The organism is Gemmatirosa kalamazoonensis, assembly GCF_000522985.1.
Classification (GTDB): domain Bacteria; phylum Gemmatimonadota; class Gemmatimonadetes; order Gemmatimonadales; family Gemmatimonadaceae; genus Gemmatirosa; species Gemmatirosa kalamazoonensis.
This window is the reverse complement of sequence record NZ_CP007129.1, coordinates 169,240-184,923: the sequence shown is the minus strand read 5'-3', so window position 1 is coordinate 184,923 and position 15,684 is coordinate 169,240. Positions and strand designations below refer to the sequence as shown.

Sequence of the window (15,684 nt, the reverse complement as noted above, 5' to 3'; positions counted from 1 at the left end):
TGTGGTAAAAAGCAGTTGAAGTTGCCGTTCTCTGCGGCCCCCTGCGGTGGGAATGATAAGCAACAGATATCACAGCGTCGCCATAAAGTCTTGGACTCGATTCCCGGAACCCGGTAACCTCCGGAATGCGACGTCTGAACCCCCATTCCGCGGCCTTCACGCTCCTGCTCGGCGCCCTCGTCACCCTGGCGTCGTTCGCCACCGACATGGGGCTGCCGGTGCTCGCGCAGACCGCGGCGTCGCTGCACGTCACGCCGGCGACGGCGGCGCTGACAATGAGCGTGTTCATGGCCGGGTTCGCGTTCGGGCCGCTCGTCTTCGGGCCGATCTCCGACCGGCGCGGGCGGCGGCCGGTGCTGCTCGCGGCGTGCGCGGTGTTCGCGCTGTTCGGTGCGCTCGGCGCGTTCGCCCGCTCGCTCGACCTGCTGCTGCTGTGGCGCTTCGTCATGGGCGCCGGCGCCGGCACCGCCCAGGTGCTCGTGCTGGCCACCGTGCGCGATCACTTCACCGGGGCCGAGGCGCGCGCGAAGCAGTCGTACGTGAACCTCGCCGCCGGCATCGCGCCGATCATCGCGCCGACGGCCGGCGTGTGGGTCGCCGCGCTCGGCGGCTGGCGCGCGATCTACGGCGTGCTCGCCGGCGCCGGCGTCGCGCTGCTGTGTGCCGCGGCGTTCGGGCTCGACGAGTCCGCGCCCCCCGCGCGCGGCGCGCAGTCGTTAGGCCGCACGCTCCGCTCGTACGCGCGCGTGCTGCGCCACCCGGTCACGATGGGCTATGCGTCGGTCGTCGCGCTCAACTTCGGCTGCCTGTTCGCGTACGTCTCCGGCTCGTCGCTCGTGCTCATCGGGCTGATGGGCGTCTCGCAGCGCACGTACGGCGTGCTGTTCGCCACGACGGCGCTCGGCCTCATGGCCGGCTCGCTCACGAACGCGCGCCTGAGCCGCCGCGGCGTGCCGCACGCGCGGCTGATCTCCGCCGGCCTCGTGGCCATCGTCGCGACGGCGATCGTGGCGCTGGCGCTCGCGGCGACCGGGCTGCTGCGCGCGTGGCTGCTCGTGCCGCTCATCGTCGTGAGCCACATCGGCCAGGGCGTCGTGCGCCCGAACGCCGCGCAGGGCGCGCTGGAGCCGATGCCCGACATCGCCGGCGTGGCGAGCGCGGTGCTCACCGGCCTGCAGATGCTCGTCGGCGCCGGCGCGAGCGCGATCGCCGCCGCGCTGTTCGACGGCCACTCGGCGCGCGCCATGACCGCGACGATGGTCGTCTGCGCCGTCGGCGCGGCATCGATCTACGCGCTCGTCGTGCGCCCCGCCGAGCAACGGCTGCCGCACCCGCACCGCGTCCCGCTCGACGACCCGCGCGTCGGTGGGGCCGAGGTGGCGGCGGCCTGAGGTGCGCCCGGCGGGGCTCCACGTACGTGTGTGCGTGGGACTGAAGCAGGACTGAAGGAGGACTGAAGGAGGAAACACCAACAAAGTGTTGTTGGTCCTTCTTCAGTCCTCCTTCAGTCCTGCTTCAGTCCTATAGAAACTCGTACGTGGAGTCCCGAGCGCGCGCCCCCCCTGCCGGCCCGCGGTCCCCGGCGTATCATCGAGCCATGCGCTCCCGCCGCATCGCCCTGCTCGCGGCCGCCGTCACGATCGTCGTCGCTGCCCTCGTGGGCGTGCTCCGTGTCCGCCCCCTCGGCGCGCAGCGCTACATGCGCTTCGATCCGAACGTGGCGTACGACGGGCGCTTCACGTTCGTGCGCGTGAAGTACATCGTGCGCTGGCGCAGCGGGTGGGAGTTCGACTACCCGGCGATGGAGCGCAACTTCATGAAGCTCACCGACGAGCTGACGACGCTGCGGCCGCACACCGAGGAGAGCAACATCCACACGTTCGACGATCCGGAGCTGCTGAAGTTCCCGATCGCGTACCTGTCGGAGCCGGGCGGGTGGTACCTGAACCCGAAGGAGGCGGAGGGGCTGCGCAACTATCTCGCGAAGGGCGGCTTCCTGTGGGTCGACGACTTCATGCGCGACGAGTGGGTCCAGTTCGAGCGCCAGATCCGCCTCGTGCTCCCCGACGCGCGGTTCGTGCGCCTCGACCCGTCGCACCCGATCTACAACGCGTTCTTCCACATCGACTCGCTCACGCTGCACCACCCGCAGGCGACCGAGCTGCGGGGCGAGTTCTACGGCATCTACGAGGACAACGACCCGTCGAAGCGCCTCATGGTGGTGATCGACTACAACACCGACGTCGGCGACTTCATGGAGTGGTCCGGGCAGGGCTGGTTCCCGGTGAACGTGACGAACGATGCGTACAAGATCGCGATCGACTACATCATCTACGGACTCACACACTGAGGAGGAGACCCGTGTCCCCGCACCGACTCGCGCTGTTCGCGCTGCTCGTCGCCGCTCCTGTCGCCGCGCGCCCCACCGCCGCGCAGGACTCCGCCACGAAGACGGTGAAGGACGCGCGCCCCGCGCGCCGCGACCGCTACCTCATCACGCGTGAGGAGCTCGCGGCGCCCGACCTGCAGGCGCAGAGCGTCCTCGAGGTGATCCGGCGGCTCCGCCCGAACTTCCTCAACGTGCGCGGCACGCAGAGCTGCCTCGGCGTGTGCAGCGCCAACGACGCCGAGTCGGGCAAGGTGCACGCATCGGTCGACGGGAACCCGGTGGTGTCGCTCTCCGAGATCAACACCATGCACATCGCGAACGTCACCGAGATCCGCTTCCTCGACGCCGCCGCCGCGATGCAGAAGTTCGGCGGCTCGGCGCACGAGGGACCGGTGATCCTGATCAAGACGATGTAACGGCTGCTGCGCGGCTGCGTGCTGCGTGGCTGCATAACGACCGACGCCCTTTCCCTGTAGCGAACGGGAAAGGGCGTCGGTCGTTACGCAGCTACGCAGCTACGCAGCAGATCTCACTTGTCCCACCACACGTGCGTCAGGTAGCTGTCCGCCCCCTGCCGCGCGATGGCGTCCGTCAGGCTCTTGAGGTTGACCGACTGCTCGTTGCTCGGGTAGATGAGCCGGCGCGGAATGCCCGGCACGTCCGGGTACTGCTTCGGGCCCGGCTTGATCGACGCCGGGTTGCCGGTGCGGCGCCAGTCGCTCCAGGCCTCGAGGCCCTGCGTGAACTCCGCGATCCACTTCTGCAGCCCGATCTGCTGGAGCCCCTGCGCGCCGCCGCGGTAGGCGACGCCGTTGCGCGCGAGGTACGCGTCGGCGTCGGCGTTCGAGCCGCCCCACTGCGTGATCGACGCACGCACGCCGGCGTCGTAGTAGCCCTTCGCCGCGCCCGCGCTCAGCCCGGCCATGCCGCGCTCGGCCGCCTCGGCGAGGATGAACTGCACCTCGGCGTACGTCTGCAGGTAGTTCGGCGTCTTGCGCCCCGCCGACGTGCCGAACGTGCCGTACGTCGTGGTGCCCGGGTAGAAGATCGCTCCCGGCCGCGACGTCGTGTTGAACAGCGCGCCGCTCGCCGTCGCGTTGTCGAGACCGTTCTGCAGCCCCGCGTACACGTTCGGGTCCGCCTTCGTCGGCTGCGCGTAGATCTTCACGCGCGGGTCGGCGAGCGTGTTCATCGTGTCGAGCAGCGTCTTCGACACGCGGTGGTCGTCGCGCCCCGCGAAGTTCGACGACCACGGGTTGTCGAACACGCCGTCACCCGGATAGTTGAGCTGCGCGTTGTCGGCGTTCGAGGTCATGAGCCCCGCCGCGATCGCCGCGCGCAGCTCGGCGTCGGCCTTCGTCGGGTCGGCCTTGCTCATGCGCATCGCCAGCCGTGCGCGCATCGAGTTGGCGAACTTCGCCCACTGCGCGGCGTTCCCCTTGTAGATCGGGTCGGCCGAGCCGAGGCCCGCGTCGGTCGCGCTCTTCAGCGCGCTCGAGGCGTCGGTGAGCGTCTTCAGCAGACCGTAGTAGATGTCCTTCTGCGCGTCGTACTTCGGCGTGAAGCTCGAGCCGGGGATGTCGCCCTTGAGCGCCTCGCTGTAGGGGATGTCGCCCCACAGGTCGGTGAGCTGCTGGAACACCCACGACTGCATGACCTGCGCGGGCCCGGAGATGCCGGCCGCCTTCGCCGCCACGCCCTGGTCGATGATCTTCTGGAAGTCCTCGAGCTCGTTCCGGTACGCGTCCGTGAAGAGCGCGTCGATCGTCGTGGAGCGGATGTGGCCGCGGTCCTCGTCGATGTACTGGACCTGCGCGATGTGCTGCGCGAACAGCTCCGTCATCGACAGCGTGTTGAACGACCCGTTGAACCGCTGCACCGTGGAGACGGTCGCGTTCGTGAACAGCGCCGACGCGGGCGCGGTGGTCGGCTGGTTCGGGTTGACGTTCAATGACGTCAGGTCCTTCGAGCAGCCGACCGTGATCGCCGCGGCCACCACCGCCGCGGCGACCGAGATGCGTGTGAGTCGCATGGAATCAGTCTCCCGGGTGGGGGTCACGGCGTGACCGAGATGTTGAAGCCGATGCTACGCGTGGTCGGCATCGCACCCATGTCGAAGCCCTGCCCACCGTTGCCCGCGTTCGTCGCGTTCTCCGGGTCGTAGTTCGGGAAGTTCGTCCACGTCAGCAGGTTCCGGCCGACGAGGCCGATGTTCAGCTCCGACGCGTAGACGCGGCGCGCGAAGCGCTGCGGCGCGTTCCACGAGAGCTGCACCTCGCGGAGCTTCACGAAGCCGGTGTTGAAGATCGCCGGCTCGTGCGTCGGGTACAGATTGTGGCCGTAATCCTCGGCCGTGACGACCGTCGTGTTCGGCTGGTGCGTCGACGCGTCGATGCCGTCGACGACGAGCCCCGGCTTGTTCCAGTCGATCTCGCGCCCTTTCAGCGTCGACTCGAGAATGCCGGCGTACATCCCCCACCAGTTGCCGATGGAGAAGTTCTTCCCGCCCTTCCGCACGTCGAGCAGCGTGTTGAGCGTGAGCCGCTTGTAGCGGATCTCGTTCGCCCAGCCGCCGACCCAGTCGGGGTTCACGTCGCCGAGGATCTTCTTGTTCTTGTCCTGCTGCGGCAGGCCGTCGACCGTGAGGATCTTGCCCGTCGCCGAGTCGCGCTGCCAGCCGAAGCCGTAGAGGATGCCGTACGGCTGCCCGACGCGCGCCTCGATGTTCGCCTGCCACTGCGACGCGATGACGATCGTCGAGAGGCCCGGCGCCAGCTCGTCGACGCGGTTGCGGTTGCGCGTCCAGTTGAACGTCGTGGACCAGTGCAGGTTGCCGCGGTCGATCGGCTTGACGGTCAGCATCGCCTCGATGCCGCGGTTGGTGATCTGGCCCGCGTTGATGACCGTCGAGCTGAAGCCGGTCGCCGGCGAGATCGTGAGCGGGATGATCTGGTCGCGCGTGCGCTTGAGGTAGTACGTGCCGTCGAACGTCACGCGGTCGTTGAACAGCGACAGCTCGAGGCCGCCCTCCGTGCCGAACGTGCGCTCGGGCTTGAGGGCCGCGTTCGCCGACGAGTTGTCGAGCGAGTACAAGGCGAGCCCGCCGAACTTGTTCGACGAGCCGTTGTAGACCGTCTGAAGCTGGTACGGCGACGCGTCGGCGCCCACCTGCGCCCAGCCGCCGCGCAGCTTGAGGAACGAGATCGGCGTGTGCTCCTGGAGCGCCGGGACCAGGTCGCTCAGGATCAGCGACGAGCTGACCGACGGATAGAAGTACGACGCGTTCTCCTTCGGCAGCGTCGACGACCAGTCGTTGCGCCCCGTGACCTCGACCGTCCACACCTTGTGCGTCGTGATCACGGCGGAGCCGTACGCCGAGTTCACCGCGGAGTGCGCCTCGGAGTTCGTGAACGTCGGCGTGATCCCCGCGTTCGCCAGGTTGTAGATCCCCGCCACGAGGATGCCGCGCGTCGAGTAGCCGTCGGCGAAGCCGTCGTTGCGGCGCTTGTTGCCGCCGCCGGTGAGCGTCACGTCGAACATGCTGACGCTCTTCTGCGCGGTGAGGATGGCCTCGAAGTTCGTCTCGCGCGCGCGGAGCGTGTTGCTCGTGAAGGCGCCGTTGTACGACGCGTTCGCGCGGTCGATGTTCCCCTTCGCGAAGTGCTCGTCGGCGGTGTTGCGGTACGAGTCGGAGCCGCCGCGCAGCGTGCCGCGCAGCCACGGCGCGAACTCGTACTGCGCGCTGAGCTGCCCGATCACGCGCTCACGCGTGTCCGGCGCCGTGTTCTCGTAGACCTGCCAGTACGGGTTCCGGTGGTAGTTGTCGTTCCAGTTGTAGAGCGAGCCGTCGGGCAGGCCGTAGGGGTTGTCGGCGGTGTTGTAGTACTTGTTCTTCAGCCCCGCGACGTCGACCTGGCGGCCGAACCACGTGAACGTCATCCACGGGTTCCCCTCGGTGTAGCCGTTCTCGGGGCGATTGCCGTTGCTCGTCGTGTAGTTGAGCGAGCCGTTCAGGTTCAGCTTCCGGATCTGACCGCTCCCGTTCAGCGACGCGGCCGTGCGGCCGAGCCGCGAGTTCGGCACGATGCCGTTGATGTCATCACGCGTGACGGAGAGCCGCGCGCCCATGTTCTGCCCCGACGCGCTCGCGTTCACGTTGTTCGACACCGTGCGGCCGACGTCGAAGTACTGCTTCACGTTGTCCGGGTGCGCGACCCACGGCTGCGCCTTGCCGCTGAACTGGTCGATCGGGCGGCCGTCGAGCTTCGGGCCCCAGGACTCGTCGGCGCCGTCGTTCACGCCGCTGCCCGCGCCGTCGACGTACTGGAACTCCCCGCCGAACCCCTGACCGTACTGGTTCTGGTAGCTCGGGAAGATCGACATGTTGTCGGCCATGTAGCGGCTCGTCAGCGTGATCCGCGTCCCGGCCGCCGCGTTGCGCCCCGTCTTCGTCGTGATCACGACGGCGCCGTTCGACGCGCGCGAGCCGTAGAGCGCGGCGGCGTTCGGCCCCTTGAGCACCGTGATGCTCGCGATGTCGTCCGGGTTGATGTCCTGGATCGCGCTGCCGTAGTCACGGCCGCCGCCCGCCGACGCGGTGGAGAAGTCGCGGTTCGAGATCGGGATGCCGTCGACGATGAACAGCGGCTGGTTCTCGCCGCGGATCGAGCCCTGCCCGCGGATCACGATGCGCGTGGTCCCGCCGATGTTGCCGCTCTGCGCGATCTGCACGCCGCTCACCTTGCCCGACATCGCGCTGACGAGGCTCGGCGTCTTCACGCGCGTCAGCTCCTCGCCGCCGATCTGCTGCTGCGACGTGCCGATCGTCTGCTTCTCGCGCTGCTGGCTCAGCGCGGTGACGACGACGCCGGTGAGCTGGCTGGCCGACTGCACGAGCGTGAAGTCCTGCGTCACGGGCCCGCGGCCGAGCGTCACAGTCGCCGTCTGCGGCGTGTAGCCGAGCCGCCGGACGCTGAGCGTGACGGTGCCCGACGCGCGGTTCGCCGGGACGGTGAACGTGTAACGCCCGTCGGCGTTGGTCACGCCACCGACTTGCAGACCGGGGATCGAGACGCTCGCGCCATTGAGTGGCGTGCTCGCGTCGCTGCGGACGACTCCGGAGACCGTGGTGGCCTGCTGCGCCGCGAGCACCGCGGGCACGGTGGCCGTCAGCGCGGCGCTGAGAAGTCGGCGCCAGGAAGTGGTCATGGGGACGGTGTCCTCTGGGACTGGGGGTGAGGACTATGCGGCTCCGTGGTCGGCGGAGAGGGCCGGACGCAAGCCGCGAGGTCGGGCGGACGAGGCTATACTGGTGGGCGTCCCCGCATGCGCAAGTACGGCTCGTCCTGCCTAGCGCGCGGGCCGTCACCGATCGTGACGGGTGACCCCACCACGTTCGCGTTCGTCACCCTGGCCGTCGCCCGGCGCGAGAACGGCGCGTATCATCGGCCGCCATGCGCCCGCCCTGCCGCCTGGCTCGCCTGCTCGCCGCGCTCGCCCTCACCGCATCCGGCGTGTCGAGTGTCACCGGCTGCGGCGCCCGCGCCGACGCGACCGACGTGGGACGAGACGTCGGGCAGCTGCAGTCGATGCTCCTCGGCGAGCGCTTCACGGCGGGCCGGCTCGCGGGCCAGACGGCATGGAGCGGCTGCGCGGTCGTCGACACGGCGGCGCTCGTGCCCCGTCTGCGCTGCGCGCCGCCGCCCGCGCCGGGGTCGCGTCGCTTCGCGGCGATCGGGCGCGCGTCGCGCGTGGTGCTGCCGCGCCTCCGGTCGGACTCGTCGCCGGCGGTGCTGCGCGCCGCGGCACTCGTCGACCTCCGGTGGCGCGACACGGACGCGGCGGGCGTGGACCGCGCCATCGCCGCGCTGGAGCGGGCACGGAGCCGAGCGCCCGACGATGCGCGGGTGCTGAACGACCTCGCGGTGGCCTACCTCGCGCGCGCGGAGCGCGACCAGCAGCTCCGGCCGCTGCTGCAGGCGCTCGACGCGGTGGAACGGGCGCGCGCGGCGGGTGACGCGTCGCCGGTCGCGCTGTTCAACCGCGCGCTGCTGCTCGAGCGGCTCTACCTCGTGGAGACGGCGCGCGGGGCATGGGACGCGTACGTCGCCGCGGAGCACGATCCGGCGTGGCGGCGGGAGGGGGCGGCGCATCGGGAGCGGCTGGCGCGGCTGGCGGCGGGCAGCCCGCGCACCCCACAGACGGCGCGGGAGACGGGACTCGCCGCGTTAGGCACCTGGGGACGGGCCGTGACCCTCGGCGACTCGCTCGGTGCCCGCCGCGACCTCGATTCGGCGCGCGCGCTCGGCGCCGAGCTGGATGCGGCGGGCGCCGATCGGAGCGTCGCGCTCGCGGTACGCGCGATCGAGGCAGCGCAGCGCACGCCGTCGCGCGTGCGCACGCTCGCGGCGGCGCACGCGGCGTTCGCGGACGGGCTCGCGCTCTACGGCCGCGCGGCGTACGAGGACGCGGCGCGCGAGCTGGGGCGGGCGGAGCGCGCGATGCGCGAGGCCGGCACGCCCGCGGCGCGGTGGGCCGCGGTGTATCGCGCGCTCGCGCTGCTCAACCGGGGGGCGCGCGACAGTGCCGACGCGGTGCTGCGACGCGCGCTCGCGGATGCGACACCAGCCGAGCCGGCGCTGGTGGGCAAGATCCTCTGGACCCTCGGCCTCAACCAGGTCCGACGCGGGTCCTACGAGGCCGCCGCGCGCCTGTATGGAGACGCGCAGCCGTACTTCGCGCGGCTCGGCGAGACGGAGAACCTCGGCATGCTGTCGTCGCTCCGCGCCGAGGCGCTGAACTTCGCGGGGCAGGCCGCGGCCGGTCACGACGAGGCGCTGCGCGGGATGCATCTGCTGGCGCCGTTCCGCGCGTCGAGCTTCATGGCGAACCACATCAGCGTCTTCGGCGGGTACGCGCGCGCCGATCGGGTGCCACTCGCCGCGCTCGACGTGGCCGACGAGCTGCTCGCGGTCGCCCGGTCGTCGGGCCGTCCGCAGTCGGTAGCGTGGGCGTACCGCGAGCGCGCGCGCACCGCCCTCGCCGCCGGCCGCGCGGAGGTCGCGCGAGCGGATCTGACGGAGGCCGAGCGATGGATGGCACGCGTCCCGCCCGGCGTGTCGCGCGATCGGCTCGCCGCCTACGTGGGGCTCGTCCGTGCGCAGGTCGCGCTCGCCGGCGACCCGGCGGCGGCGCGCGACGAGCTGGAGGCCGTCGTTCGCGGCTACCGCGCGGCGCGGGACGAGATCAACCTGCCGAACGCGCTCTACCAGGCGGCGCTCGCGGCGCGCGCGGTCGGCGACACGGCACGAGCCCGCGCGGCGCTGGCGGAGGCGGTCGCCGCGATCGAGTCGCGCCGCGCGCTGTTCCCGTCGGCGGAGGTGCGCGCGAGCTACTACGAGACGACGGAGAACGTCTACGACGCGATGATCGAGCTGTCGCTCGCGCGCGGCGATGCGTCGGAGGCGTTCGAGCTGCTGGAGCGCTCGCGTGCCGCCGTGTGGGCGGGTACGGCGCGCGACGCGCCGATCGGCGTCCCCGCGCTGCGGACGCGGCTTCCGGCGGGCGTGCTCGTCATCGAGTACGCGCTGCTGCGCGAGCGCGTGATCGTGTGGGCCGTGTCGCGCAGCGCCTGGCGCAGCATCTCGCTGCCGGTCCCGCGCGACTCGATCGCGGCGCTGGTCGCTCGCTTCCACGCGGAGCTCGGCGACCCGGCAGCGACCGCCGCGCGCGCGCGCGACTCTTCGACGTTCTCCTGCGCCCGGTCGCCCCGGAGCTGACGGCGGCGCGGGAGCTCGTCGTCGTCCCGGACCGCGACCTGTCGAGCGTCCCGTTCGCCGCGCTGTGGGACGGGCGCGCCGGGCGCTACGTGGTGCAGGCCTATCCGGTGCGCACGCTGCCGAGCGCCGGATTCGTCGGCGCGGCCGGCATGGCACGACACGGCGTCGGCGGCAGCGCGCTCGTCGTCGGCGACCCGGCAGCCGATACGCTGGCGACGCGTGGAGCGGTCGCGCTGCGCGGCGCCGCGGAGGAGGCAGCGCAGGTCGCGCGGCTCTACGCGCGCGCGCGATTGCTCGTCGGCGCGCACGCCGACCGTCGGCGCGTGCTCGCGCTGCTGCCGTCGTCCTCGATCTTCCACTTCGCGGGGCACGCGGTCGCGAACTCCGAGCAGCCGGAGCTCTCGTACCTCGCGCTCGTCGCCGGCGGCGCGGACGACGGCCTGCTGCGCGCGCGGGAAATCGGCGCGCTCCGGCTCTCACATCTCGGCATGGTCGTGCTCTCCGCGTGCAACACGCTCGGCGCGCGCGCGACGCACGCGGGCCCGATCGCGGGACTGGCGTACAGCTTTCTGCGCGCGGGCGTGCCGGCGATGCTCAGCTCCTTGTGGGACGTGAACGACGACGCGACGACGCCGCTGCTCGTGGCGTTTCACCGGCGTGCCGCCGGCGGCATGGGCGCGGCGGAGGCGCTCCGCGCCGCGCAGCTCGAAGCACTGGAGTCCGACCGACCGGAGACGCGGGCGCCGCGGGTGTGGGCGGCGTTCGTGTACTCCGGGCCCTGAGCCACCACCAATCCTTAGAGCATGCCTAAAGTCTGCGTCACGCTGCGCGTCACGATCACGGGTCTCGCCGTGTACGTCCCACACGAAGACTACCTGCAGGTGGCCGTGCTGTTCCCCGACGCGCGGCACCGTGCCGACGAGGCAGAGTGGAAGCGGTGGTCCGAGCATCCGGACAAGTCCCACGGCGTGCCGCACGCGTGCTATCTCCGAGTCGATCTCGCGAACCTGGCGCTCGCCGGAGGCACGCGCGTCGCCGCGGGGTCGATCTCGCGAGACGGTGAGGGACGCCCCGTCTGGGAGGTGTTGTATGAGCTCGACCACGCGTTCGTGGACTTCGGCTTTCCCGTGTCGAAGGCGTCGCGCACGGACGGACGACCGGTGATCAACGCACCGTACACCGACGACTATGCCCCCGACCTGAAGCTGATCGATGACCTGCTGCACCAGACCGTGACGTCGAGTCCCGCCAAGGAGAAGCTGATCTGCCGCACAGTTCTGCAGGAAGGCACGCTGGAGCCGTCGACATCCAAGGAGAAGTGGCTGATCGCCGGCACGCTCAAGAACAAGCCGCAGGAAGTCGTCGTGTTCGACCAGTCGGGCTACCGCAACTGGGTCCGTACGCTGGAAGTCGATGTGCCGGATGGCGAGCAACCGATCATCACGCTCATGATCCGGAACTTCGACGGCACTCTGCGTCAGAGCGTGCCGCTTCGCCCGGTGGGAGGCGAGATCAACGTGCGCATCGCGAACCTGTGCGCGAACAACCCGCTCGAGTGGGAGTCGTTGAAGGTGCACACGTCGCCGACCGAGGACCTCGACTTCAAGTGGCTCTACCACTTGTTCGAGCCGAGGACCGGGTCGTGGGACGACCTGCTCGCGGGCAACCTGCTTCCGGTACCGCAGTGCATACGGACCAGAACGGGCGACCCGGATGACTGCGGGCCCACGGGAGTGTCGGGCAAGTTCACGATCGATGCGTACGATGCGTACGCGCCGGCGAGCGGCCCGTCCGAGGGGCCTAACGCCTCACGGCACCCCGCCTGACAGTATCCGCCCCAGCTTGTCCGCGTCGATGTTCCCGCCCGACACGACGCACACGACCCGCTTCGGCGCCCCGTCCGGCACCCCGCGCAGCGCCGCCGCCACCGCGGCGGCGCCCGCGCCCTCCGCCACCACCCGCGCGCGCTCCGCGAGCAGCTTCACGGCCGCCGCCACCTCCGCGAGCGTCACGGTGATCGACCCCGCGAGCAGCGTGCGCACGAGCGGCCACATCTCCGCGAGCACGCTGCGCCCGCCGATGCCGTCCACGAAGCTCGGCACGTAGTCGCACGTCGTCGCCTCGCCCGCGGCGAGCGAGGCGCGCAGCGGCGCCGCGGTCTCCACCTCGCACGCCCACACGCGCGCCCACGGGCGTGCCGTGCGCAGCGCGGCCGCGATCCCCACCGACAGCCCACCGCCGCCGAACGGCACGAGCACCGCGTCGACCTCGGGGAGATCGGCGACGATCTCCAGGCCTACCGTGCCGTTCCCCGCCATCACGCGGCGGTCCGACACCGGGTGCACGAACAGGCCGTCCATGCCCGGATACTCGTGCTCCTGCAGCACGCGCCACCACCGCTCGAACGGGACCTTCACGACGCGCGCGCCGAGTCGCTCGATGGCGGCGAGCTTCGTCGCCGGCGCGTGGTCGGGGACGATCACCGTGCACGGCACGTCGAGCTCGCGCGCCACCCACGCGACCCCCTGCGCCATGTTGCCGGCGCTCGCCGTGTACACGCCGCGGTCGAGCATCGAGCGCGGCGTCGTCAGCATCGCGTTCGCCGCGCCGCGCAGCTTGAACGACCCGATCGGCTGCAGGTTCTCGAGCTTGAGCCAGATCTCCACCGGCGCATCCACGTGCAGGCGGACGAGCGGCGTGCGCACCGCGAGCCCCTGCACGCGATCGGCGGCGTCGCGGATCTCGCGTGGCGTGGGCGCGTCGAGGGTGGGGGTGGTCATGAAGGAGTCGGGACTCGGGACTCGGGACTCGGGACTCGGGCGCCGTTAAGCTACCGAGTCCCGAGTCCCGAGTCCCGAGTCCCGACTCCCGAGTCCCGAGTCCCGCCATCTCGCAGCTCCGGGAAGTCCTCCTCCCAGTGCTCGCCCGGCGCGCGATCCGCCGGGGTGCCGCCGCCGTGCCGCCGTTCCTCGAGGCCGCGCAGCTCGACGCGCCGGATCTTCCCCGAGATCGTCTTCGGCAGCTCCGCGAACTCGAGCCGGCGCACGCGCTTGTAGGCGGGCAGCCGCTCGCGCACGAAGCGGAAGATCTCGCGCGCCACGTCGACCGACGGACGCGCATCGCCGCGCAGCGCCACGAACGCCTTCGGCACGGCGAGCCGCATCGCGTCGGGGCTCGGCACCACCGCCGCCTCCGCGACGAGCGGGTGCTCGACGAGCGCGCTCTCCAGCTCGAAGGGGCTGATGCGATAGTCGGAGCTCTTGAACACGTCGTCCGCCCGCCCGACGTACGTGACGTATCCGTCCGCGTCGCGCTCGGCCACGTCGCCCGTGCGATAGTAGCCGCCGTCCATCGCCTGCGCGGTCGTCGACGCGTCGAGATAGCCGGCCATGAGGCCCATCGGCCGATCGCCTAACGGCAGCGCGATCTCGCCGACGTCGGCCTCGCGGCCGTCGGGGTCGACCAGCACGACGCGATAGCCGGGCAGTGGGCGCCCCATCGAGCCGGGCTTCACCGGCTGCCCCGGCGGGTTGCCCACCTGCGCCGTCGTCTCGGTCTGCCCGTAGCCGTCGCGGATCGTCAGTCCCCACGCGTGCCGCACGCGCTCGATCACCTCCGGGTTCAGCGGCTCGCCCGCGCTCACGGCCTCGCGCAGCCGCACCGCGTACGCGCCGAGGTCCTCGCCGACGAGCATGCGCCACACCGTGGGCGGCGCGCACAGCGTGGTGACGCCGCGCCCCACGATCGTGTCGAGCACGCGGCGCGCGTCGAAGCGCGCGTAATCGTACACGAACACCGTCGCACCAGCGTTCCACGGCGCGAACACGGAGCTCCACGCGTGCTTCGCCCAGCCGGGCGAGCTGATGTTCCAGTGCACGTCGTCCGCGCGCAGGCCGATCCAGTACATCGTCGACAGGTGGCCGACGGGATAGCTCGCGTGCGTGTGCAGCACGAGCTTCGGCTTCGCCGTCGTCCCCGACGTGAAGTAGAGCAGCAGCGGATCGTCGGCGCGCGTCTCGCCGTCGGGATCGAGCGCGGCGGGCGCGTCGTACGCCGTCTCGTAGCGCGTCCACCCCGCGCGCTCGGCGCCGACGACGAGCCGAGTGTAGTCGCCGGCGAGGCCGTCGAACTTCGGCGCGCCGTCGGCGTCGGTGACGACGTGGCGGATGCCGCCGCGCGCGAAGCGGTCCGCGAGGTCCGTCGGTCCGAGCTGCGGCGTCGCCGGCACGACGACGACGCCGAGCTTCATGCACGCGAGCAGCGTCTCCCACGTCGGCGCGACGTTCGGCAGCATGAGCAGCAGCCGGTCGCCGCGGCGGGCGCCTAACGCGCGCAGCGCGTTCGCCACGCGGTCGCTGCGCGCCGACAGCTCGGCGAACGACAGCCGGACGTCGTCGCCGTCGTCGCGCACGATCCACAGCGCGGTGCGGCCGTTGCCGCGCGCCATCGCGTCGAAGTGGTCGAGCGCCCAGTTGAAGCGCGCGAGGCGCGGCCAGCGGAACGTGGCGTACGCCTCGTCGTACCGCTCGCGGTGCGCGAGCAGGAAGTCGCGGGCGGCGAGGAACTCGTGTGCGTCGCTCATGATCGGTCCCCGGAAAGACTCGCGTACGGGAGTATGTAGCCCGTCGCAGGAGGCAGCCATGAGCCGTTTCGGGGACAACATCGACGTCGTCGGCAGCGGTCCCCCGCCGAAGGTCGCGGCCTTCGAGCGGGACGTCTCCGAGCAGCTCCGCCAGCTGCTCATGTTCGAGACCGGACGCATCGTCATCAACGCGATCTGGGCGCTGTTCCGGCAGCCGTCTCCCCGCCGCGTCCGCATCGTCCCGTGGACCGCGCAGGCGCTCAACGCGGACGCCGATGCCGTGTCCCTGCCCGACGCCACGCCGCGCGGGCTGCAGCCGCTCGACGGCACCGGCCGTCCCGTCGTCGGTCCGCGCGGCACCGGCGTGGGGAGCGACGCCGTCATCCGGTACTCGCCACTACGGTGGGAGTCGGACGCTGGCGGCTGGTCGTACGACACGCGCCGCATCTGGCAGACGGTGACCGGACACCCGCCGCCCGCCCCGGGCGACGACCGCGGCGAGGTGCTGCTGCACGAGCTCGTGCACGCGTACCGCGACCTGCTCGGCGTTCGGCACTCCCGACCCATGGGGCTCGGCTACGACACGCGCGAGGAGCTCATCGCGATCGCGGTGGCGAACCTGTACAACGTCGAGCGCACGCGTCCGCTCCGCGCCGGGCACAACGCCAACAGCATCCCCAACTACAGGGCGAGCATGGGGACGCCGGAGTTCCGGCACACGCTCCTCGGCACCATGGCGGAGATGCCCGCGCTGACGAACGCGCTGGCGCGCGTCGACGTGTCCGAGAACCTGTTCGCGCGGTACGCCACGCCGACGCTCGCCGATCTGTTCTTCGGCACCACCTACTAGACGCGCATCGATCGCGTCGCGCGGCCGGACGCTCGTCGACGTCGCACATGTCCGGTCTCCGGACGGTTCTCCGAGAAGGAGGGTA

General features: G+C 71.2%; 11 protein-coding genes. 7 read left to right on the top strand and 4 right to left on the bottom strand.

What is annotated here, in order from left to right; all coding sequences use genetic code 11:
- Nucleotides 1-125: 125 nt before the first annotated feature.
- The 3 genes from J421_RS23880 (at nucleotide 126) to J421_RS23870 (ending at nucleotide 2,805) form a co-directional block, all read left to right on the top strand.
- Nucleotides 126-1,391, top strand: coding sequence for a multidrug effflux MFS transporter (locus tag J421_RS23880; RefSeq protein WP_025413636.1), 1,266 nt, complete (start codon nucleotides 126-128; stop codon nucleotides 1,389-1,391).
- Between the two features lie 206 nt (nucleotides 1,392-1,597).
- On the top strand, nucleotides 1,598-2,350 hold the full coding sequence (locus J421_RS23875) for a DUF4159 domain-containing protein (protein ID WP_025413635.1): 753 nt from the start codon (nucleotides 1,598-1,600) through the stop codon (nucleotides 2,348-2,350).
- A gap of 11 nt (nucleotides 2,351-2,361) precedes the next feature.
- Nucleotides 2,362-2,805 carry a hypothetical protein gene (locus J421_RS23870; protein WP_025413634.1) on the top strand — a complete coding sequence of 148 codons (444 nt, stop codon included), beginning with the start codon at nucleotides 2,362-2,364 and terminating at the stop codon, nucleotides 2,803-2,805.
- A gap of 113 nt (nucleotides 2,806-2,918) precedes the next feature.
- On the opposite strand, the gene J421_RS23865 is transcribed toward J421_RS23870, so the two are convergent.
- On the bottom strand, nucleotides 2,919-4,421 hold the full coding sequence (locus tag J421_RS23865; RefSeq protein ID WP_025413633.1) for a SusD/RagB family nutrient-binding outer membrane lipoprotein: 1,503 nt from the start codon (nucleotides 4,419-4,421) through the stop codon (nucleotides 2,919-2,921).
- Nucleotides 4,422-4,444: 23 nt separating this feature from the next.
- Nucleotides 4,445-7,597 (bottom strand): SusC/RagA family TonB-linked outer membrane protein, encoded by a 3,153-nt coding sequence (locus tag J421_RS23860; protein WP_025413632.1) that lies wholly within the window; start codon nucleotides 7,595-7,597, stop codon nucleotides 4,445-4,447.
- 245 nt (nucleotides 7,598-7,842) lie between these two features.
- Between J421_RS23860 and J421_RS34105 the strand changes: the two genes are divergently transcribed.
- The 3 genes from J421_RS34105 to J421_RS23850 are packed head-to-tail and all read left to right on the top strand — an operon-like array spanning nucleotide 7,843 to nucleotide 11,993.
- Nucleotides 7,843-10,167 carry a hypothetical protein gene (locus J421_RS34105; RefSeq protein ID WP_025413631.1) on the top strand — a complete coding sequence of 775 codons (2,325 nt, stop codon included), beginning with the start codon at nucleotides 7,843-7,845 and terminating at the stop codon, nucleotides 10,165-10,167.
- Nucleotides 10,143-10,949, top strand: coding sequence for a CHAT domain-containing protein (locus J421_RS23855; RefSeq protein WP_236646370.1), 807 nt, complete (start codon nucleotides 10,143-10,145; stop codon nucleotides 10,947-10,949). Before J421_RS34105 ends, J421_RS23855 begins: the two co-directional genes overlap by 25 nt.
- A 21-nt stretch (nucleotides 10,950-10,970) precedes the next feature.
- Nucleotides 10,971-11,993, top strand: a complete 1,023-nt coding sequence (locus tag J421_RS23850) for a hypothetical protein (protein ID WP_025413629.1) — start codon at nucleotides 10,971-10,973, stop codon at nucleotides 11,991-11,993.
- Here J421_RS23850 and J421_RS23845 read toward each other — a convergent pair.
- Both J421_RS23845 and J421_RS23840 read right to left on the bottom strand, forming a co-directional pair.
- Nucleotides 11,976-12,947, bottom strand: coding sequence for a threonine ammonia-lyase (locus J421_RS23845; protein WP_025413628.1), 972 nt, complete (start codon nucleotides 12,945-12,947; stop codon nucleotides 11,976-11,978). The two genes, J421_RS23850 and J421_RS23845, sit on opposite strands and share 18 nt — an antisense overlap.
- Before the next feature lie 50 nt (nucleotides 12,948-12,997).
- A complete protein-coding gene (locus J421_RS23840; RefSeq protein ID WP_025413627.1) occupies nucleotides 12,998-14,749 on the bottom strand; it encodes an AMP-binding protein in 1,752 nt (583 codons plus the stop codon).
- A gap of 58 nt (nucleotides 14,750-14,807) precedes the next feature.
- Between J421_RS23840 and J421_RS23835 the strand changes: the two genes are divergently transcribed.
- Nucleotides 14,808-15,599 (top strand): hypothetical protein, encoded by a 792-nt coding sequence (locus J421_RS23835; RefSeq protein ID WP_025413626.1) that lies wholly within the window; start codon nucleotides 14,808-14,810, stop codon nucleotides 15,597-15,599.
- The last annotated feature ends 85 nt before the right edge of the window (nucleotides 15,600-15,684 follow it).